This is a genomic window from Amycolatopsis umgeniensis (assembly GCF_014205155.1).
Lineage (GTDB): Bacteria > Actinomycetota > Actinomycetes > Mycobacteriales > Pseudonocardiaceae > Amycolatopsis > Amycolatopsis umgeniensis.
This window is the reverse complement of sequence record NZ_JACHMX010000001.1, coordinates 3,994,717-4,013,887: the sequence shown is the minus strand read 5'-3', so window position 1 is coordinate 4,013,887 and position 19,171 is coordinate 3,994,717. Positions and strand designations below refer to the sequence as shown.

Genomic DNA, 19,171 nt, shown 5'->3' with positions numbered 1-19,171 from the left:
CTCGCCCTCCCCGGCGAGCGTCTGAGTGTGCCCTCGCTCACACCGCCAAAGGTAACTCCGGAATTGCCCGGTTGTACCCGGACTTGAGGTTCATTTAAGGCAGGGAAACACCAATGGGCTATTTGCCCGGGGTTCCCGCAACATAAATGTCACCGTCGGCCACGGAGACGTCACGCGCACTGGACGCGCCGGTCGCCAGAATGCGGGCGGGATCCCGGAAGCCGGCGATCACTTCGACGCGCTGGACCGGTTTCGCTGTGGTGATCAAGGTTTCCGGCTTCCAGGTACGTCCGTTCTCGAGCAAGAACGTTTCGATGCCCGGTTGTCCGTCCCGCGTTCCGTAAACGCGCCAAGTGCCGCCATTGAGCTGTTCGATCTCGCGCAAGCGGAGTCCGTTCGCGACTTCGCGCACTTCCCAGTTCCGGCCGTTCCACGCGCCCGCGAAATCGCGTGGCGAGCCCGCGGCGTCGAACTGGAACCAGGTGACGAACGGCTTGCCGTCGCGTTGCGTGCCGACTTGCAGGATGTAGTCCGGCGACTTGAGCCCGCCGGGGAGTTCGAGCGGGGTTTCGACGACCTTGAGGTACCGCTCCTGCTCGGCGTCATCGACCTGGGTGCCGAGGTCGCGGCCCGCCGCGGAGAAGAAGCGCAGGGTGCGGACGTCGAAGGACAGGTAGTAGACGTTCCGGTGGTAGACGTCGTGTTTGTGCTGCGTCGGCCCGCCGCCCGCGAGGGTGTAGACGAACTGGATCCGTCCGGACGACGGCAGGTACCGCAGCTGGCCGACGTAGATCTCGTCCATGTGGTCGGCCCGGCCCAGCGAGCCGAACGCCCACTGTTTCCCGGTCAATTGCACGGAGTTCTTCCACGTCTTCCCGTTGTCGCGGGACACGAGGTACTTCATCGGGCGGAAGTCGGTGTTCGCCTGCGGATCGAGCTCGTTGGTGGTCTCGCGATAGAACAGGAACAGCGTGCCGTCGACGGTCTTGACCGGCATCGGGTAGCTCGCCGAGTCGCCCTGGGGGACCTCGGTGTCGGTCCAGGTGCCGTCCAGCGAATGGGCCCGCGGCGCGCGGCTGATCACGGTGCGCGTGTTGTGCATGCCGCGGAAGATCAGCAGGTGACCGTCGCCGGCGAGCAGCATCGTCGGGTAGTTGTGCGGATCGGACTCGCCGTCGGCGATCTTCTTCGGCGCCGTCCAGGCACCGGTCCGGTGGTCGTAGGCCTGGACGTAGGTGTCCGCGGCCTTGCCGGACCACGAGATGAACGTCTTGCGCGCGATGGGGTCGTAAACGCCGCCCGCGTTCGGACGCCTGTCCGTGCGGGACGCGACCGTGCTCGCCGGGGTCATCACCTCGAACCCGGTCTCCGCCGCCGCGGAAACGGGGGTCACGAGACCTGCCGCGAGGAGTGGGATGAGCGCGCAAAGAAGTCTGCGCATGAAAACGCCTCCTGGTGCGTAGCAGGCGGCGGACCTTGATCCTCGCACGGGAGAACACGGTGGAACCAGAGTCCGAACGGGCTAGCCGTCACGAATCGTTGTCTGGTCGTCTTCCTCATTTCACTTGTTCGGGGGAGTATTCCTCGACCGATCTTGCGAAGAGGGGACTCAGCGTGACCACATCCCGCCGTGCTGCCAGGAGACGGGCCCTGACCGTGGCCGTCACCTCCGGCCTGGTCGTGAGCGGTGCTGCCATCGCAGCCGCTCCGGCCGCGCTCGCCGCGCCCAGCGCCGACGCCGTGATCGCCGAAATCTACGGCGGTGGCGGCAACTCGGGTGCGACGCTGAGCAACGACTTCATCGAACTCGCCAACCGCGGCGCGGCGGCCGTGAGCCTCGACGGCTTCAGCGTCCAGTACGCGCCCGCGTCGGGGAACAGCTGGCAGGTCACGCCGCTGACCGGAAGTGTCGCCCCGGGCGCGCGGTACCTGGTCGCGGAGGCGAAGGGCGCGGGCGGCAGTGTCGCCCTGCCGACCCCGGACGCCACCGGGACGATCCCGCTGTCCGCCACGGCGGGCACCATCGCGCTCGTCCAGGGCACCACGGCGCTGACCTGCAAGACCGCCGCCGATTGCGCGGCCGACACGCGGATCAAGGATCTGGCAGGCTTCGGCCCGGCCGCCGTCATCCGCGAGGGGGCCCCGGCGCCCGCGCCGTCCAACACCACGTCCGTCGCCAGGGCGGCGGCGCTGGTGGACACCGACGACAACGCCGCCGACTTCACCTCCGGCGCCCCCACCCCGACCAACTCCAAGGGCGAGACGCCGGGCGAGACCGGCCCGCCGCCGGTGAACGCGAAGATCCACGACATCCAGGGCACCACCCGGATCTCGCCGTTCAAGGACCAGAAGGTCGCCGGGGTCACCGGCGTCGTGACCGCGATCCGGAGTTTCGGTTCGGCGCGCGGGTTCTGGATCACCGACACCGCTCCCGACGCCGACCCGCGCACCAGCGAGGGCCTGTTCGTCTTCACCGGCTCCACCACGCCCGCCGTGGCCGTGGGTGACGCCGTGACCGCCACCGGCACCATCCGCGAGTTCTACCCGGACGCGCCCGCGACCTCGCCGTACCAGTCGCTCACCGAGCTGACGGGTGCACAGTGGACGGTCGATTCGAGCAGGAACGCTTTGCCCGCCGCGACCGTCGTCACGCCGGACTCGGTCCCGGACACCGTCGCCCCCGCTCCTGGCGGGACCATCGAGCCGCTTCCGCTGGAGCCCGCGAAGTACTCGCTGGACTTCTGGGAGGCGCACGAGAGCGAGATCGTCAGCGTCTCCGACGCGCGCGTCGTCGGCCCGACGTCGTCGTTCAACGAGCTTTACGTGACCACCAAGCCGAAGCAGAACCCGAGTGTCCGCGGCGGCGCGGTGTACCTGGACTACGACCGGCTCAACACCGGTGTGCTCAAGGTCGCGTCGCTGATCCCGTTCGCCGAGGTGCCGTTCCCGAAGGTCAACACCGGCGACGTGCTCACCGGCGAGACCTCCGGCCCGGTCGAGTACAGCAACTTCGGCGGCTACACGCTGTTCGCGACGAAGCTGGGTGCCACCAAGGACAACGGGCTGAAGCGAGAGAGCACCCGCGCGCAGCGCAGCGGTGAACTTTCGGTGGCCACCTACAACGTCGAGAATCTGTCTGCTTTGGACAGTGTGGAGAAGTTCGGCGAGCTGGCCAAGGCCATCGCCACCAACCTGGCGAAGCCGGACATCCTGAACCTGGAAGAGATCCAGGACAACAACGGTCCGGCCAACGACGGCACCGTCGTGGCGGACCAGACGCTGCAGAAGTTCGTCGACGCGATCGTCGCCGCCGGCGGCCCGCGCTACGAGTGGCGTCAGATCGACCCGGAGAACGGCAAGGACGGCGGCCAGCCGGGCGGCAACATCCGCGTCGGCTTCCTGTTCAACCCCGCTCGAGTGTCCTTTGTGGATCGTCCTGGTGGCACCGCGACCACCCCGGTCGACGTGGTCAAGGAACGCGGCAAGACCCACCTGACCGTTTCGCCCGGCCGCGTCGACCCGGCCAACGAGGCGTGGGCGGCCAGCCGCAAGCCGCTCGTCGGCGAGTTCGTCTTCCAGGGCCGCACCGTGTTCGTCATCGCGAACCACTTCAACTCCAAGGGCGGCGACCAGCCGACCCACGGCCGCAACCAGCCGCCGGTCCGGAGTTCCGAGGTACAGCGGGCCAAGCAGGCGACCGTGCTGCGCGGCTTCATCGACAAGCTGCTCGCGTCGGACAAGAACGCGAACATCGTCGTCGCCGGTGACCTGAACGACTACCCGTTCTCGCCCGCCGTGAAGACGCTGACCGCGGGTGGCGCGCTGAAGGACCTCATCGCGTCGCTGCCCGAAAACGAGCGGTACAGCTACGTTTTCGAGGGTCAGTCGCAGGTGCTGGACCACATCCTGGCGTCGAAGGCGCCGCGCGGGACCGACTACGACGTCGTCCACCTGAACGCCGAGTTCGCCCAGCAGGCGAGCGACCACGACCCGCAGGTGCTGCGGTTCCGGCCGAGCGCGGGCAACCCGGTCCAGGACGCGTTCTACGACCTGGCGGACTACCTGGAGAAGGTGCTCGGCCCTTACCTGCCGAAGCCGTAGCTCAAAGCGCGTGAAGGCCCCCTTCCCTCGGCTCAGCCGAGGGAAGGGGGCCTTCACGCGCTTCAGGTGCCGCGAAGCTCGGCCACCACCGGCGCGAAAGCGTCGAGGGCCGCGGCGTTGATCTTCACGTACGAGACGCCCAGCGTCTCCCGTCGCGCGCGCAGGACGTCGGCCGCTTCGGCGGGGTCGCCGGGCAGCACGGTGACAGCGCCGGCGGCGGCCAGATCGGGCGCGTCGACACCGAGTGCCTGCCGCATCCACGGCGTCGGCTCGGCCCCGATCGCCAGCAGATTCAGCCCCAGTTCGATGTCGCCGAAGCGGTCTCCCGCCGAACCGCGGACGAGATCCACCAAGGACTGCGCCACGTTGGCGTCGCTCAGCGGAGGCAGGGCCAGCGTGATGATGTCGGCCTTCCGGGCCGCGAGATCCAGCACCTTCGGGCCCGCACCGCTGATCAGCAGCGGCGGCCTGTCCCGCGCGCTCGTCATCTGGTCGACCGTCGCGGCGAGGTCCGCCAGCCGCTGGGAGCCGGTGCCGAACGGACGTTTCAGTCCGGCGGCGATGATCTCCGCGCCCGGGCGTCCGGTGCCGAGGCCGAGCTCGAACCGCCCACCGGACATCGTGTGCAGGCTGCGCGCCTGCCAGTCCAGCTGATACCGGTCACGGAAGGCGTTGGCCAGCACGAACGTGCCGAGGCGCAGCTCCGAGGTCACCGCGAATCCCGCGGGCAGCACGGTGAGCGGGTCCAGCCCGCCGACCGGGTCCGGGACCAGCAAAGTGTGGTAACCGAGGGATTCCGTCCGGCGCGCCAGTTCGGTGAACGGTCCGAGCTCCGGGTTCACCGCGGCGATGACGCCGAAGCGGAACGATCTGGTGGTCATACCACTGATCCTGCCCGCGTCCGGCCCCGGAAGCCCTCCGCTCAAAGCGAACTAAGAGCGTTTGGCCCGCCACCCCAGGGAAAGAACTGCCTGTACGAGTTCCTGATAGCTCGGCTTGACCTCTTCCAGGTACTTCTCCAGGTACCCGGGCCGCGCTGTCGGCACCGGCTGCGGGTCTTCGTCGTCCGGCAGCCAGGTGAGGCCCTCGACGTTGTGCTGGGCCATCTTCCACCACCGGGAAGCCCTGTCGACGGCGCGCTGCTCGCGTTCGGCGGCGTCCGCGACGGACTGGTGCGCCTCCGCGAGGCGGGCCTCCAGTTCGTCCGCGCGGGCGACCTCCCAGCCGCGGAGGTTCTCCGCCGAGGCGCGCGCGAGGCCGACGATCTCCTTGTACCGCATGGCCGCGGTGATGCCGTCATCCATCGAGAAGCCCTTCCGGACGCTGGAACGGGATGATCACCTCAGGGGCGCCGTGGGTGGTGCGGTCGAAGAACAGCGCGCGGCCCGGTCGCGGTGACCAGTGCACGACCTGCCCGGCGGCGAACGGCGACAGTTCGTTGCCCTGGACGTCCAGCGCCGCCCAGGAGCCGATGTCGTCGGTGCCCGCGAAGCCGAGCGTGTCCTTCAGCCGCGCGATACTGCGCCACCAGCCGATGGTGTGGACGCCATGCCCCGGCCCCTGCTTCAGCAGCACCCGCAGCTGGTCCAGGCCGCTCTTGAGCTGGCCCGGCGCCTTGGCCTCCAGCGCGGGGATCGAGGCGTCGACGCCGTACAGCAGCAACACTTGCGCTCTGTCCAAAGTGGACAAATTCTCCGCGATATCGATTACCCGGGAGGGCAGATCGTCGACCAGTGTCGCGCGGTGGCCCTCCGCACGCAGTCGCTCGGCCAGCTCGGTCACCGCCGGGAGTGACGCCTCGATGGGGCACGACAGCACGAACTCCACCGAACCGTGCGGATGCTGACGGGCCAGCGAACGTGCGGCCGAGTCCATGATGGACAGTGCCTCCGCCGTGGCCGCGCCGAGTACGGCGACGTTCCGCCCCGGCGCCTTCGGCAGGTCGACCCCGCAGGCGGCCTCGTCGACGTCGATGGACTGGCCGAGCAGCGCTCGCGGTTTCTTCGTCGGCTTGAGATCGTTGAACGCCGGGAACTGTTCCAGCACCGGGGAATGCGCGCCGTCGAACAGCCGGGGCCGTTTGAACGACTCCGAGTATCGCTCCCACAACCGGTGCTGAAGCTTGACGAAGACGTCCTTGCTGCTCGCGTCCGGGACGTGGGCGAGCTGGTTCCCGTGCGCCACACCGGAATCGTGGTTGATCACCGCATGCCACTTCGGCGCCGAGACCGCCGCGTTGTTGGTCTCGGACAGCACGCGCCGCGCCTTCGGCATCGCGATCCGCAGCGTGCACTGCTCGAACACCGCGGGCTTGCCCCAGAACGCCTCGATCCCGGCGACGTCCTGGCTCGCCAGCACCAGGTGGATGCCCTGCGACCGGCCTCGCCGCGCGATGTCCTCCAGCAGCTGGGTCGCCGTCGAGGTCACTCCGTCGCGGCCGGCGAACAGGTACTGGAACTCGTCGATCACCGCGACGATCCGCGGCCAGTGCCCGCCGGGATCCTGCTCGCGCAGGTCCGCGAGGTTGGTGACCTCGTGCAGTTTCGCGGCGGCGGACCGGCGGCGCAGCTCGTCGGCGAGGTAGCGCAGCAGCGCCAAGCCGAACTCGCGGTCGGTGTTGACGTTGACCCCGATGAGCTTGGCGTGCGGCAGCCAGCTGGCGTCCCGCCGCCCCGGCGCGAGCCCGGCGAACGACACGCCTTCCTTGAAGTCCAGCAGGTACAGCGCCAGCTCGTCCGGCGAGTAGCGGGCCGCGAAGCTGCCGAGCAGCGAGTACAGGAAGTTCGTCTTCCCCGAACCGCTCGGCCCGCCGATGAGCACGTGCGGGCTGGCGTCGCCGATGACGACCTCCACCGCCTCGCCCTCGAAGAAGCCGACCGGCGCCCGCAGTTCCCGCGCCGAACTCTCCTTGCCCAGTTCGGTGGGCAGGAGGTCGGCGAACGCGCGGGGCCCGCCCTGTTTGGCGATCAGCGCTTCGGCGATCCGACCGGCGGCCCGGATGACCTGCCCGGACGGCATCGGCTGGTCGAGGTCGACGATCAGGTCGGGGCCGGTCATGCTGCTGACGGCGTGCCTGTCGTCGTGCAGGCTCAGCGATTCGACCGACGTCGACAGCATGGTCGGCACGTCGATCAGGATCAGGCAGATCCCGGCCGCGAGTGCCCCGGTGGCGACGCGTTTGAGCTCGCGGGCCCGTTCCGGTTCGAGGGTCTCCCCGTTGCCGTAGAGCACCGCGACGCGGAACGGTTCGACGCGCTGTCCGCTCGCCCGCCGGATTTCCCGCAGCGACGTGTGCCCCGCCTGCATCCCGGTCGCGTGGATGCGGCGGATGTGCCCGGCCAGTTCGTCGAGGAGGTCCTCGAGCCGCCCTGGGTCGTACAGGGTGAGCGCGCTCGTGCGGCTCAGCGGGTACAGGTCGGGCAGGATCGCCGTCAGCTGCCCGACGTCCCACAGGTGGATGCGCACCGCGCCGGGTTCGAACGTGCTCAGGATCCGCATCAGCAGGTTCTGCACGATGCCGTCCACCGCGGCCCGGGTCTTCGGTGCCGAGTTGATGGACAGATGCGACTCGTCGAGCAGGGGGATCGCGACGTCGAACGTGCGCGGGACGTCCTTGCCCGGCACGGTCGCCGAGCCGATGCGCCACAGCCCCGGCGCGGTGATGCCGGGATTCCCGCCGACGCGGCCCAGCCAGTTCCCCGGCTGCTGACCGGCGGGACCGGGCGCGTTGTTCGCGACCAGGTCGCGCAGCGCGTTCGGCCCGGCTTCCCAGTCCGCGTAGAACTGGCCGCGCACGCTGCCGAGCTGCCCGAACACCTCGTTCGCGGCGGGATGCCGCGACCATTCGGCGTACTGGTCCGAAGTGGAGTTGTTCATCCCCACCCGGACTATGCGCTGTTCCAGTTCCAGTTTGGCCAGTTCCGCCTCGGCCGACTGGCGGGCACCGGCGGCGGCGCCGAGGACGAGCCCGATCTGGTGGCGGACCCGCTCCAGCGCCGTAACGACGCGATTGCGCTGTTCACTCGCTTTGCTGCCCATACCGGCTCGCCGATCTCAGAGGCGTGATTGGTAACCGCTGACCAGGTCGTCAGCGGCGGAAAGGCGCGTCAGGAGATTTTCCAATCCCTCGTCGGCCTGCGCCAGCTGCGGCGGCACCCATGGCACGGCTTGGGCCTGTGGTTCGACCAGGGCACGCCGGGACTCCTCGAGCAGGCTTCTGGCCCGCTCGGCATGGGCGCGTCCGTCGGCGAGACCGGTTTGGACGGCCGTCAGCAGCTGGTGCAGTTCTTCGAGGTACATGCTCTAGAGGCGGGTCGAGTAGGACTCGGCCGACGAGATGCCCGCCTGGATGGTGCTCTGCATTCCGGTGATGCCCTGCAAAGCCTCGGCGAGAAGCCCTTGTGCCTGGCTCACCTCGTGCTGGGTGCTGCCCTGGGTGGCCTGTGAAAGCGAAAGCTGGGCTTCTTCGAGAGACTGCGCTGCCTGCTGAAGTGCGGCGATACTCGCGGATGCCTTCTCGTTCGCGAGCGCGATACCAGCGCGGATCTCTTCGACTCCGGCCATTTTGGCGGACTCCTTGGGACGTCGGGGGCTGGAACGACCACGTTTAAACTTAGCGTGATCATCTGACTCTGTTAAGTGAAGGTCCTGCTGAGTAATCAACAAGGCCCCGGACGTCTGAACGTCCGGGGCCTTGCTGATGGCGGAGGATACAGGATTCGAACCTGCGAGGGCGTGAACCCAACACGCTTTCCAAGCGTGCGCCTTAGGCCGCTCGGCCAATCCTCCGTGGGGAACTTTACCGGATGCCCTTTCGCCCCTTCGAAGGCGGGTCTGACCTGGCCTTCGGGCTGGAACGCCTCAGGCGTGCGCGGGCGCGAGAACGTCGGCCACGACGCAGGTGATGTTGTCCGGTCCGCCGCCTTCGTTGGCCAGGTGGATCAGCCTCGGGACGGTCTCGCCGGGATCTTGGAAGGCGCCAAGGACGTCTTTGATAACGGTTTCGACAACCGTTGCCGTTAACCCATCCGAGCACAGGAGGAGACGGTCTCCGGGGGCCGCCTCGAAGGTCCAGATGTCCGCTTCGCCGCTACCGGTGCTCAGGAGCGCCTTCATGAGCAGGGAGCCGCGAGGGTGCCCCTCGACTTCCGACGCGTCGATGCGGCCGTCGTCCGCGAGGGCTTGCGCGAGCGTGTGGTCGCGCGTGAAGCGCTGAAGCGTGCCGTCGCGCAGGAGATATCCGCGGGAGTCGCCGATGTGCGCGGCGGCGAAATGCGAGCCGTCGAACAGCAGCGCCGTCAGGGTGGTGCCCATGCCGCGGGTCTCCGGTTCGCGTTCGGCCGTCGCGATCAGCCGGTCGTCGATCGCGCGGACGCCGCCGGTGAGGATCTCGATCAGGTCGACGTCCGCGAGGTCGAAGCCGCGGAGGTCCGCGTCGAGCCGGGAGAGGACGCCGACAGCCTCGGCGCTCGCCACCTCGCCGTGCGGCTGGCCGCCGATGCCGTCGGCGACCGCCAGCATTCTCGCGCTGGCGTAGACCGAGTCCTGGTTGACCTGACGGCGTCGCCCGACGTCCGAGCCGGCGGCGTACCGAAGGGAGTACGTCATGGAACCCAGTAAAGCAGCTGTGTACTGAGTTCACAAACATAGGGCTGGAAAGGTCAGCTGTCGGTTACGATGCGGCGATGGAGGAGCAAGCCACCGTCAGCGCGGCGGACATCGCGCGTATCGCCGGCGTCGGCCGCGCCGCGGTGAGCAACTGGCGTCGACGTTACGGCGATTTTCCGCCGCCCGTCGGCGGGACGGCGTCCAGCCCCCTCTTTTCCCTGCTCGACGTCGAGAACTGGCTGCGTGAGCGCGGGAAACCGTTCGAAATATCGCTCGGTGACCGGGTCTGGCAGCGGCTGCGGAACCTCGGCGACGACCTGTCGCTGAGCCTGCGGGTCGGCCGGGTGGGCACGTTCCTCTCGCGGCGGGGCTCCCGGGACTGGGACTTCTCGGCCCGCTACGACGATGCCGAGCTGCTCGAACTGCTGGACCGCTTCGCCGAGGAACAGGGTGCGCGCGAAGCCTTCGAGTTCCTCTGTGAACGCTACGTGGAGGCGCACTCCCGTCAGCTGTCGGTCACCGCGGAACCGGTGGCCGCGTTGATGTCCCGCCTCATCGGCCCCGAACCCGGCGTCGTCCTCGACCCCGCTTGCGGGCTCGGGACGCTGCTGCTCGCCTCCGGCGGCACCCGGCTGCTCGGGCAGGTCGCCGATCCGGCGATCTCGTGCATCGCGGCGCACCGGCTGCTGCTCGCCGGCGCGGACATGGAGATGTACGGCGCGGACGCCCTCTCGATGGACTCCTACGAAGGACTTCTCGCGGACGCAGTCGTCTGCGACCCGCCGTTCAACGAACGCGAATGGGGTTACGACGAGCTCGTCGGAGACCCGCGCTGGGAGTACGGCCAGCCGCCGCGCGGCGAACCGGAACTGGCGTGGGTCCAGCACTGTCTCGCGCATGTGAAGCCCGGGGGGCTGGTCGCGATCCGCATGCCGCCCGCGGCAGCCGGACGCCGGACCGGACGCCGGATCCGCGGGAACCTGTTGCGGGCCGGGGCTTTGCGGGCGGTGGTGACTGTCGGCGGCTCGGACCTCTGGCTGCTTCGGCGGCCGGAACCCGGCGAGCGCCCGCCTTCCCGGCTGCTCCTGCTGGCCGATCCGTCCACTGTGGAGGAACAGTGGCGCGAGCATCTGCGTGGCGCCGAGGTGCCCGGCGCGGTGCGGATCATCGACCTGCTCGACGAGGAGATCGACCTTTCCCCCGCCCTGCATCAGGCGCGCGACGAACACGCGGGCGAGGCCTTCCTCGAAATCCTGAAGCATTTCGAGGGCATCCGGCCGGAACCGCCGTCGTTGGCGGTGTCCGACGAGAGGCCGAAGTTCACCACGATCGGCGAGCTGCTGAAATCCGGTGTGCTCACGGTGCCGGAATCGGTGGAGGAAGGCGATGTCGTCGCCTCGCCCGCCGTGCCCGCGTATGTCCACAGTGGAGCTCCGGTCGTGGCGGAGCCGATGATGTCGAAGTACCGCACCGATCCCGAACGGCTGGACGCCGCCTTCCTCGCCGGCTGCCTGCGCGCCGCCGGGCAGCTCGCGCCGACCTCCTCGACCAGGATCGACCTCAAGCGCACGCGGATCCCGCGTCTGCCGATCGAAACGCAACGGGCCCACGGGGCGGCGTTCACCCGGCTCGCCGCCTTCGAGGACGCCCTGCGCGAGGCGGCGGAATCGGGCCTGGAGCTGGTGAGGCTAGGCTTGGCGGGACTGACTGAGGGCCAGCTCAAGCCGGAGAACTAGGTTGTTGATCGCGGACCGCTACGAACTCGACGAGCTGCCGCTCGGCCGGGGTGGGATGGGCGCGGTCTACGCGGGCCACGACAGGCATCTCGGCCGCCGTGTGGCGGTGAAGTTCCTCGGGCTCCCCGGCGGTCCGGACGCCGAACTCGAGCAGCGCTTCATCCGCGAGGCGCGGATCCTCGCCACCTTGGAACACGCGGGCGCGCCGACGCTGTACGACTTCGGCACCTATGACGAGCGGTTGTACCAGGTCATGCAGTTCATCGAGGGGGTGACCGTCGCCGATCTCGCCGCCGAACACGGGCCGCTGCCGGTGCCTTGGGCGGCCGCGATCGCGGCGCAGGCGTGCGCCGTGCTGTCCGCCGCGCACGCGCTTTCCATCTGCCACCGCGATCTCAAGCCCACCAACCTGATGCTGTGTCCGGACGGCAGTGTGAAGGTGCTCGACTTCGGTCTCGCGATGCTGCGCGAGACCGACGTCGCCCAGTTCACCCGCGCCGGGCAGATCCTGGGCACGCCCGCGTACATGGCGCCCGAGCAGATCCAGCGCGGGATCGCCGGGCCGCGCAGCGATCTGTACGCGCTGGGTTGTGTCCTGCACGAAATGCTGACCGGCAGGCAGCTGTTCACCGGCCCGACGGCGTACGCGGTGTTCGAGAAGCAGGTCAAGGAGAGTCCGGCCAGAGTGGACGGTGTCCCGGGTGGACTGGACGTCCTGCTCGCGGACCTGCTGGAGAAGGATCCGGAACGGCGTCCCGCCGACGCGAACGAGCTGTTCGGACGGCTGGCCGTGTTCGCGCGGGACCTGCCGCCGCTGCCCGGATATCTGGACGAAGGCGCCAATCCGGGCCGGATGTACGCCAGGGTCGTCGGCCGAGTTCCCTGATTTCCGCAGGTCGGCGGCCTCGAGACGGGATCGTGACCTTCCGGCCAACAACCCCGTACGGGTGAGCTCCGTCTTTACCCATGTCAGACGCACTACGGACAATCGGGGGTAAGGGTCGTGAAGAAGTTCCTGGTGGGGGTGACCGCACTGGCCACGGCGCTGGTGTTGACGGCGTGTTCGGGCAACGCCGGGGGCGGCACGCCGGGCGGCGGCGCCGTCGCGCAAGGTGATCCGGCGGGCGGGACCACGACCACGACCACGTCGGCACCGTCTTCGTCTTCCGCCGCGCCGACCACCTCGTCCCGGACGCCGAGCAGCAGCAGTTCCGCTCCGAAGCCGACACCTTCGTCTTCGGCGAAGCCCAAGCCGACGCCGAAACCCACGCCGAAACCGGCGGCCAAGCCCGCCGCGAACGCCGCCGACGTACCGTGCAAGGCCGCGCTGGCCTCGCCGGGCGTGAGCGCCTGTGTGGACCTTTCCGCGCTGAAGACCTGGCTGCTGCAGGACGGCAAGGTCATCTACGGTCCGGTCAAGCAGCTGCCCGGCAAGAAGGGGCACGCGACGCCGACCGGTGTCTTCCACGTTTCGGCCAAGGTCAAGAACTACCACTCGAAGCAGTTCGACGCGCCGATGCCGAACTCGGTGTTCTTCCTGCCGGGGATCGCGTTCCACACCGGCAGCCTTTCGGTGTACTCGCACGGTTGCATCCACCTGGCCGCGGCGGCTTCGCAGAAGTACTTCACGACACTGCAGAGCGGTGACGTGGTTCAGGTCGTGGCCTGAGCCTTCACTACTTCTGGTCCGAGGTGTCGCGGGGCCGCACTCACGTGCTCAAGCCCGGATCTCGCGTGATTGGGGGCGGAACTCACGTGATCAGACACCGCACACCCGAGTGCGGCCTCCAATCACGCGAGTTCCGTCCCTGATCACGCGAGATCCGTCGGGATGCGGGGAAAGTCCCCATCAGCCTTCCGCTCCAGAGGAAACCTCACGCGGATCATTGCGGTTCGGTTGCTTTGAGATAAATGAAAGCTCGAGGCGGCAATGACCGCCCCGTTCCCGGCGACGTGCCCAGGACACGCCGGAAATGGGGAATGCCGATGACCACGAGCCGGGTCCTCACTCGCACACTCATCGCGCTGTCGGTTTCCATCCTGCTTCTCCCGGGATGGGTGGGCGCTCCGGAAGCGACCGGAGCGCCCACTCTGCCGTCCGGCTTCGTCCTGCGTGACCAGCCGAGCGGTCAGGCCGCGTTCGATCTGACCGATTTCGCTTATCTCCCCGACGGTTCTGTGCTCAGCACCGGCAAGAGCGGCAAGGTCGCGTGGGTGTCCACCGCCGGGCAGGCGCGGACGATCGCGACCCTGCCCGTCCACGACGACGGCGACCTCGGCCTCGTCGGCCTCGCCGTCGCCCCGGATTTCGTGACGTCGCGCCAGATCTACCTCGCGCGCTCGTTCGACACGGGCGGTGGCGCGTTCACCATGAGGGTGGCGCGCTGGACGGTGACCGGCGCGGACGTCCCGACCGGACTCACGGCCGAACGGGTACTCGTCGACCTTCCCGGTTTCTACGACGTCCACGGCATCACCGGGCTCATCGCGGCCGAAGACGGGACTGTCTGGATCTCCATCGGCGACGCCGCCGACTTCACCAGGATGGATCCGGGCGCGCTGCGTTCGCTCGACCTCGATCAGTTGTACGGCAAGATCCTGCACGTCACGCCCGACGGCGTCGGGGTGCCCGGCAACCCGTACTTCTCCGCCGCGGCGCCGAACGCGAACCGCTCCAAGATCTTCTCCAGCGGTTATCGCAGCCCGTTCCGGTTCTCCCTAGACCCGCGTCTCGGCCTGCCTGTGGTCGGTGACGTCGGCTGGAACACGTGGGAAGAGGTGAACGTCGTGCGGCCGGGGGCGAACCACGCCTGGCCTTGCTGGGAAGCGAACGTCCCGACGCCGGGGTACACCGGGCTCGCGGGCTGTGCCGGTGTCGTCAACACCCCGCCGATCACCGCGTACCACCATGGTTCCGGGGTGGACGACGGGAACAGCGTCACCGCCGGGATCGTCTACAGTGGATCGTCCTATCCGGACGAATACCGGGGCGCCTTCTTCTTCGGCGACTACGTCACGCAGAAGATCTGGACGATGACGTACGACAGTCAAGGCAGGCTCGTCCAGCCGCCGCAACGGCCGCCGAGGTTCGTCGCCGTCGGTGGTCCGGTCAAGTTCGCGGCCGCGGCCAACGGCGACATCGTGTACGCCGACCTCTACAGCGGGAACCTGCGGCGGCTCAGCTATCCGGGGACGAACGCGGAACCGGTGGCGGTCGCGGCGTCGAGCACCGAGCCGTCGACGAGGACGGTGACCTTCGACGGCGCCGGTTCCTACGACTTCGACGGCGATCCGCTGACCTATCAGTGGGACTTCGGGGACGGTACGAGCCAGACCGGCGTCCGGGTGACCCACACTTACGCGACGAGCCTGGCGAGAGCGACAGCGCGGCTGACGGTCACCGACCGGCTCGGCGCCAACGGCGGCACGGATGTCGTCGTGGTGCCGGGGAACCATTCGCCGGAGACGGTGATGACGGATCCCGGTGCACGGACCTTCGCGGTCGGGGAGCCGGTCGTCGTCGGCGCGGCGGCGACCGATGCCGAGGACGGAGTGCTGCCGGTGACCTGGACCACACTGATCCGGCACTGCCCGGAAGAGGCGACCTGTCACGCGCATCCCGGTTCGCCGGGCAGTGGCCCGGTGCTTTCCCTGCCCTTCACCGATCACCAGGACTCGCGGGTCGAGATCACCGCGACGGTGACCGACAGTGCAGGCGTGACCGCGAGCAAGACCTACGTCGCCAGACCGCGCGAACACCGGCTGACCTTGACCAGCAACGTTCCCGCCGCGCTGATCATCCCGGCGGAGGGTGGGGTCAACACCGCGATGGTGACCGAAGGCGCGACGTTCGAGGTCGTGGCGGAGGAAGTCGCCGCGGACGGCGTCGCGACCTTCGCGAACTGGTCGGACGGAAGGACGTCGCGGACGGTGACCATCACCGTCCCGCCACGAGACCTGACGCTGACCGCGACCTACCTCACCCCGATCGACAGGCGCTATCAGGCGGAACCCGCGCTGAGGCAACGACTCGGCGCGCCGACCGGACCCGAGGTCGTCGACGGGACCGTGCGGTACCGGCCGTACACGGGCGGCAGGCTCTACTGGAGTGCCGAGACCGGCGTGAAGCAGATCGAAGGCCAGATCCTGGCGAAGTACCTCGCGCTGGGCGGGCACCGGAAGTTCGGTCCACCCGCGACCGACGAAACCTCCACCGTGGACGGCGCCGGCCGGTTCAACCACTTCCCGAACTGGCCCGGCACGGGGCAGTCGTCGATCTACTGGACACCGTCGACGGGCGCGCATCCGGTGTACGGGCGGATCAGGGTCAAGTGGGTGGCGCTGGGCTCGGAGACCGGGCCGATGGGCTACCCGACGACGGACGAGCTCCCGACGCCCGACGGGATCGGCCGGTTCAACCACTTCAGCAAGAACGCGTCCATCTACTACACGGTGCAGACCGACGCCAAGGCGATCTGGGGCCGCATCCGTGCCCGGTGGGAGGCGCTGGGCTGGGAGACGGGCCCGCTCGGCTATCCGACGACGGACGAGACCGCGACCCCGGACGGCGTCGGCCGGTTCAACCACTTCACGAAGGCGGGCTCGATCTACTGGACGATGGCGACGGACTCGCACGCGGTCTACGGGGCGATCCGGCAGCGCTGGGCCGCGCTCGGCTGGGAGCGGTCGTATCTGCGCTACCCCACGACGGACGAGTTCACCGTCCCCATCGGACGGCAGAACAGCTTCCAGACCGGCTACGTCACCTGGAACCGGAGCACCGGGCAGGTGATCGACCGGCGGTGGTGATCACAGTTCGATAAAGCCACTCGAAAGTGTGAAATGTCCACCTAGACCCCATCGATGAGACGTTCGACTGGGGAAAGGGGCTCCTCCATGCCTTCGAGATTCCGTGCGCTCTGTCATGCCGTCGTGGCGGTGCTGACAGTGAGCTTGCTGATGCCGCTGACGTCCACTCCTGCGTCCGCGGCGCCCGCGTTGCCACCCGGCTTCGTCCTTCGTGACCAGCCGAGCGGTCAGGCTCCGTTCGACCTGACCGACTTCGCCTACCTGCCCGACGGCTCGATGCTGACCACCGGGAAGGGTGGCAACGTCGCCTGGGTGTCCACCACCGGACAGACGCAGAACATCGCCAGCCTGCCCGTTCGCAACACCGGCGACCTCGGTCTGGTCGGGATCGCGATCGCGCCCGACTACGCCACCTCCCGCACGGTCTACACCGCCCGGGCCGTCGACGTCCCCGGCGGGATCGCCCTGCGCGCCTCGCGCTGGACGGTCTCCGGTACCGCCCAGCCGACCGGGCTGACCGCGGAGAAGGTGCTCGTCGAAGGCGCCGCCAACACCGACATCCACGGCATCACCGGTGTCGTGGCCGCCCCCGACGGCACGGTGTGGGTCTCGACCGGCGACAGCTCCCGGTTCCAGGGCGCGGCCGACCCGTTCGCGCTGAACGTGTACGACCTGGACAAGATCTTCGGCAAGATCTTCCACGTCACCTCGGACGGCGCCGGCGTGCCGGACAACCCCTACTACGCCGCGGCGAACCCGAACTCGCTGCGCTCCAAGGTGTTCGCGAGCGGTTTCCGCAGCCCGTTCCGGTTCAGCCTCGACGCCAGCACCGGTCTCCCGGTGGTCGGCGACGTCGGTTGGGGCACCTGGGAAGAGATCAACTTCGTCCAGAAGGGCGCGAACCACGGCTGGCCGTGCTTCGAAGGCAACCAGCCCGCCGACGGTTTCTCCGCGATGCCGCAGTGCGCTTCGGCCGTGAACACCCCGCCGATGCTGGCCGTCCGCCACGGTACGGGCGTCGACAACGGCAACAGCATCACCGGCGGGATCGTCTACAATGGAGAGTCGTACCCGGAGGAATACCGGGGAGCGTACTTCTTCGGCGACTACGCGACCGAAAAGCTGTGGACGGCCAAGTACGACACGCAGGGCCGGGTCGTCCGCCCGCAGGAGACGCCGCCGAAGTTCACCGGTATCGGCGGTCCGGTCAAGTTCCTGGCCGCGGCCAACGGCGACATCGTCTACGCCGACATCTACAGCGGTCTGCTGCGCAGGCTCAGCTACACCACCGGGAACAAGGCGCCGGTCGCGGTGGCCACTTCGGAGACGAACCCCGAAACCCGCACGGTTTCGTTCGACGGCAGCGCTTCCTACGACTTCGACAACGATCCGCTGACCTACGAGTGGGACTTCGGTGACGGCACCACCGGCACCGGGGCGAAGGTCAGCCACACCTACGCGGCGGGCACCGAGAAGTTCACCGCCAAGCTGACGGTGAAGGACGGCCTGCAGGCGGTGGGCAGCGCGGACGTCGCCGTCGCGCCGGGGAACCACTCGCCGAAGCTGACCATGACCGACCCCGGCGACCGCCTGTTCGCGGTCGGCGAGGAGGTCAAGGTCGGCGCGACCATCACCGACACCGAGGACGGCGCACTGCCGGTCACCTGGACCACGCTGATCCGGCACTGCCCGGAGAACGCGGTCTGCCACGCGCATCCGGACCACGGTGCCACCGGTCCCGAGTTCACGATGCCGTTCACCGACCACACGGACTCCAACCTGGAGTTCACCGCGTCGGCGACCGACAGCGCCGGTGTCAAGGTTTCGAAGACGTACATCGCGAAGCCGAAGGAACACCGCCTCACGCTGACGAGCAACGTCGCCGCCGCGCTCGGCATCACGCCGGAAGGCGGGGCCGCTTCGGCGATGGTGGTCGAAGGCGCGACCGTGGAGATCCAGGCGGCCGAGGTCGCTTCGGACGGTTCGTCGACCTTCACCGGCTGGTCCAACGGGGCCACCGGACGGCTGACGAACATCACCATGGGCACCGTCGACCAGACGATCACGGCGAACTACATCACCCCGATCGACAAGCGCTACCGCGACGAACCCGCTGTGGCGCAACGACTCGGCGCCCCGACGGCACCCGAGGCCGTCGACGGCACGGTCCGCTTCCGTACCTACGAACGCGGGCGGCTGTACTGGTCGAAGGAAACGGGCGTCAAGCAGATCGAGGGCGAGATCCTCAAGAAGTACCTCGCACTGGGCGGTCACAAGGAGTTCGGCCCGCCCGCGACCGACGAGATGACCACCCCGGACACCATCGGCCGCTACAACGACTTCCCGCTGTGGCCCGGCAAGATGCAGTCGTCGATCTACTACACGGTGAACACGGGCGCGCATCCGGTGTTCGGCCGGATCTGGCAGAAGTGGAAGGCGCTGGGCGGGGAAGCCGGTGAACTCGGTTACCCGACGACGGACGAGCTCCCGACGCCCGACGGGATCGGCCGGTTCAACCACTTCAGCAAGAACGCGTCGATCTACTACACGGTGCAGACCGACGCCAAGGCGATCTGGGGCCGGATCCGCGCGAAGTGGGAGGAGCTCGGCTGGGAAGCGGGCCCCCTCGGGTACCCGTCGACCGACGAGTTGGGCACCCCGGACGGCATCGGCCGGTTCAACCACTTCACCAAGGCCGGATCGGTCTACTGGACGATGCAGACCGACGCGCACGCGATCTACGGCGCCATCCGGCAGCGCTGGGAAGCGCTCGGCTGGGAGACCTCGTACCTGAGGTACCCGACGACCGACGAGTTCTCCGTCTCCGGCGGGCGGCAGAACAACTTCCAGGGCGGTTACGTGTTCTGGAACGCCTCCACCCGCGTGGTCACCGACCGCCGCTGGTAAAGGCCGTTAGC

At 68.6% G+C, this 19,171-nt stretch carries 13 protein-coding genes and 1 tRNA gene; 6 read left to right on the top strand and 8 right to left on the bottom strand.

The window, feature by feature from the left end; translation table 11 throughout:
• Positions 1–118: 118 nt before the first annotated feature.
• Positions 119–1,441, bottom strand: a complete 1,323-nt coding sequence (locus HDA45_RS18590) for a BNR-4 repeat-containing protein (RefSeq protein ID WP_184897021.1) — start codon at positions 1,439–1,441, stop codon at positions 119–121.
• Positions 1,442–1,614: 173 nt separating this feature from the next.
• On the opposite strand from HDA45_RS18590, the gene HDA45_RS18585 reads away from it, so the two are divergent.
• Entirely contained in the window at positions 1,615–4,101 is a 2,487-nt protein-coding gene (locus HDA45_RS18585) for an endonuclease/exonuclease/phosphatase family protein (protein WP_343072099.1), read from the top strand.
• Between the two features lie 62 nt (positions 4,102–4,163).
• Here the strand turns inward: HDA45_RS18585 and HDA45_RS18580 are convergent, their stop codons facing one another.
• The 7 genes from HDA45_RS18580 to HDA45_RS18550 form a co-directional block, all read right to left on the bottom strand.
• Positions 4,164–4,982 (bottom strand): LLM class flavin-dependent oxidoreductase, encoded by an 819-nt coding sequence (locus HDA45_RS18580; protein WP_184897019.1) that lies wholly within the window; start codon positions 4,980–4,982, stop codon positions 4,164–4,166.
• Positions 4,983–5,033: 51 nt separating this feature from the next.
• A complete protein-coding gene (locus HDA45_RS18575) occupies positions 5,034–5,405 on the bottom strand; it encodes a hypothetical protein (protein ID WP_184897017.1) in 372 nt (123 codons plus the stop codon).
• Positions 5,398–8,139, bottom strand: a complete 2,742-nt coding sequence (locus tag HDA45_RS18570; protein WP_184897015.1) for an FtsK/SpoIIIE domain-containing protein — start codon at positions 8,137–8,139, stop codon at positions 5,398–5,400. Before HDA45_RS18570 ends, HDA45_RS18575 begins: the two co-directional genes overlap by 8 nt.
• 15 nt (positions 8,140–8,154) lie before the next feature.
• The gene (locus HDA45_RS18565; RefSeq protein ID WP_101611219.1) at positions 8,155–8,400 is read right to left on the bottom strand and encodes a hypothetical protein; all 246 of its coding nucleotides are present in this window, start codon (positions 8,398–8,400) and stop codon (positions 8,155–8,157) included.
• Between the two features lie 3 nt (positions 8,401–8,403).
• Complete coding sequence (locus tag HDA45_RS18560; protein ID WP_101611218.1) at positions 8,404–8,664, bottom strand: hypothetical protein; 261 nt, start codon at positions 8,662–8,664, stop codon at positions 8,404–8,406.
• A 137-nt stretch (positions 8,665–8,801) separates the two neighbouring features.
• Positions 8,802–8,889: transfer RNA gene (locus tag HDA45_RS18555), tRNA-Ser, on the bottom strand.
• A 72-nt stretch (positions 8,890–8,961) separates the two neighbouring features.
• Positions 8,962–9,708 (bottom strand): PP2C family protein-serine/threonine phosphatase, encoded by a 747-nt coding sequence (locus HDA45_RS18550; RefSeq protein ID WP_184897013.1) that lies wholly within the window; start codon positions 9,706–9,708, stop codon positions 8,962–8,964.
• A gap of 77 nt (positions 9,709–9,785) precedes the next feature.
• Between HDA45_RS18550 and HDA45_RS18545 the strand changes: the two genes are divergently transcribed.
• The 5 genes from HDA45_RS18545 to HDA45_RS18525 all read left to right on the top strand — a co-directional run bounded on the left by HDA45_RS18545 (position 9,786) and on the right by HDA45_RS18525 (position 19,160).
• Positions 9,786–11,444: an N-6 DNA methylase gene (locus HDA45_RS18545; RefSeq protein ID WP_184897011.1), complete on the top strand. Its 1,659-nt coding sequence runs from the start codon at positions 9,786–9,788 to the stop codon at positions 11,442–11,444.
• A 1-nt stretch (position 11,445) separates the two neighbouring features.
• On the top strand, positions 11,446–12,330 hold the full coding sequence (locus HDA45_RS18540; RefSeq protein WP_184897009.1) for a serine/threonine-protein kinase: 885 nt from the start codon (positions 11,446–11,448) through the stop codon (positions 12,328–12,330).
• Positions 12,331–12,447: 117 nt separating this feature from the next.
• The gene (locus tag HDA45_RS18535; protein WP_184897007.1) at positions 12,448–13,113 is read left to right on the top strand and encodes a L,D-transpeptidase family protein; all 666 of its coding nucleotides are present in this window, start codon (positions 12,448–12,450) and stop codon (positions 13,111–13,113) included.
• A gap of 317 nt (positions 13,114–13,430) precedes the next feature.
• Positions 13,431–16,253 (top strand): PQQ-dependent sugar dehydrogenase, encoded by a 2,823-nt coding sequence (locus HDA45_RS18530; protein ID WP_246480740.1) that lies wholly within the window; start codon positions 13,431–13,433, stop codon positions 16,251–16,253.
• 87 nt (positions 16,254–16,340) lie between these two features.
• Positions 16,341–19,160, top strand: coding sequence for a PQQ-dependent sugar dehydrogenase (locus HDA45_RS18525; RefSeq protein WP_184897005.1), 2,820 nt, complete (start codon positions 16,341–16,343; stop codon positions 19,158–19,160).
• Positions 19,161–19,171 lie beyond the last annotated feature (11 nt).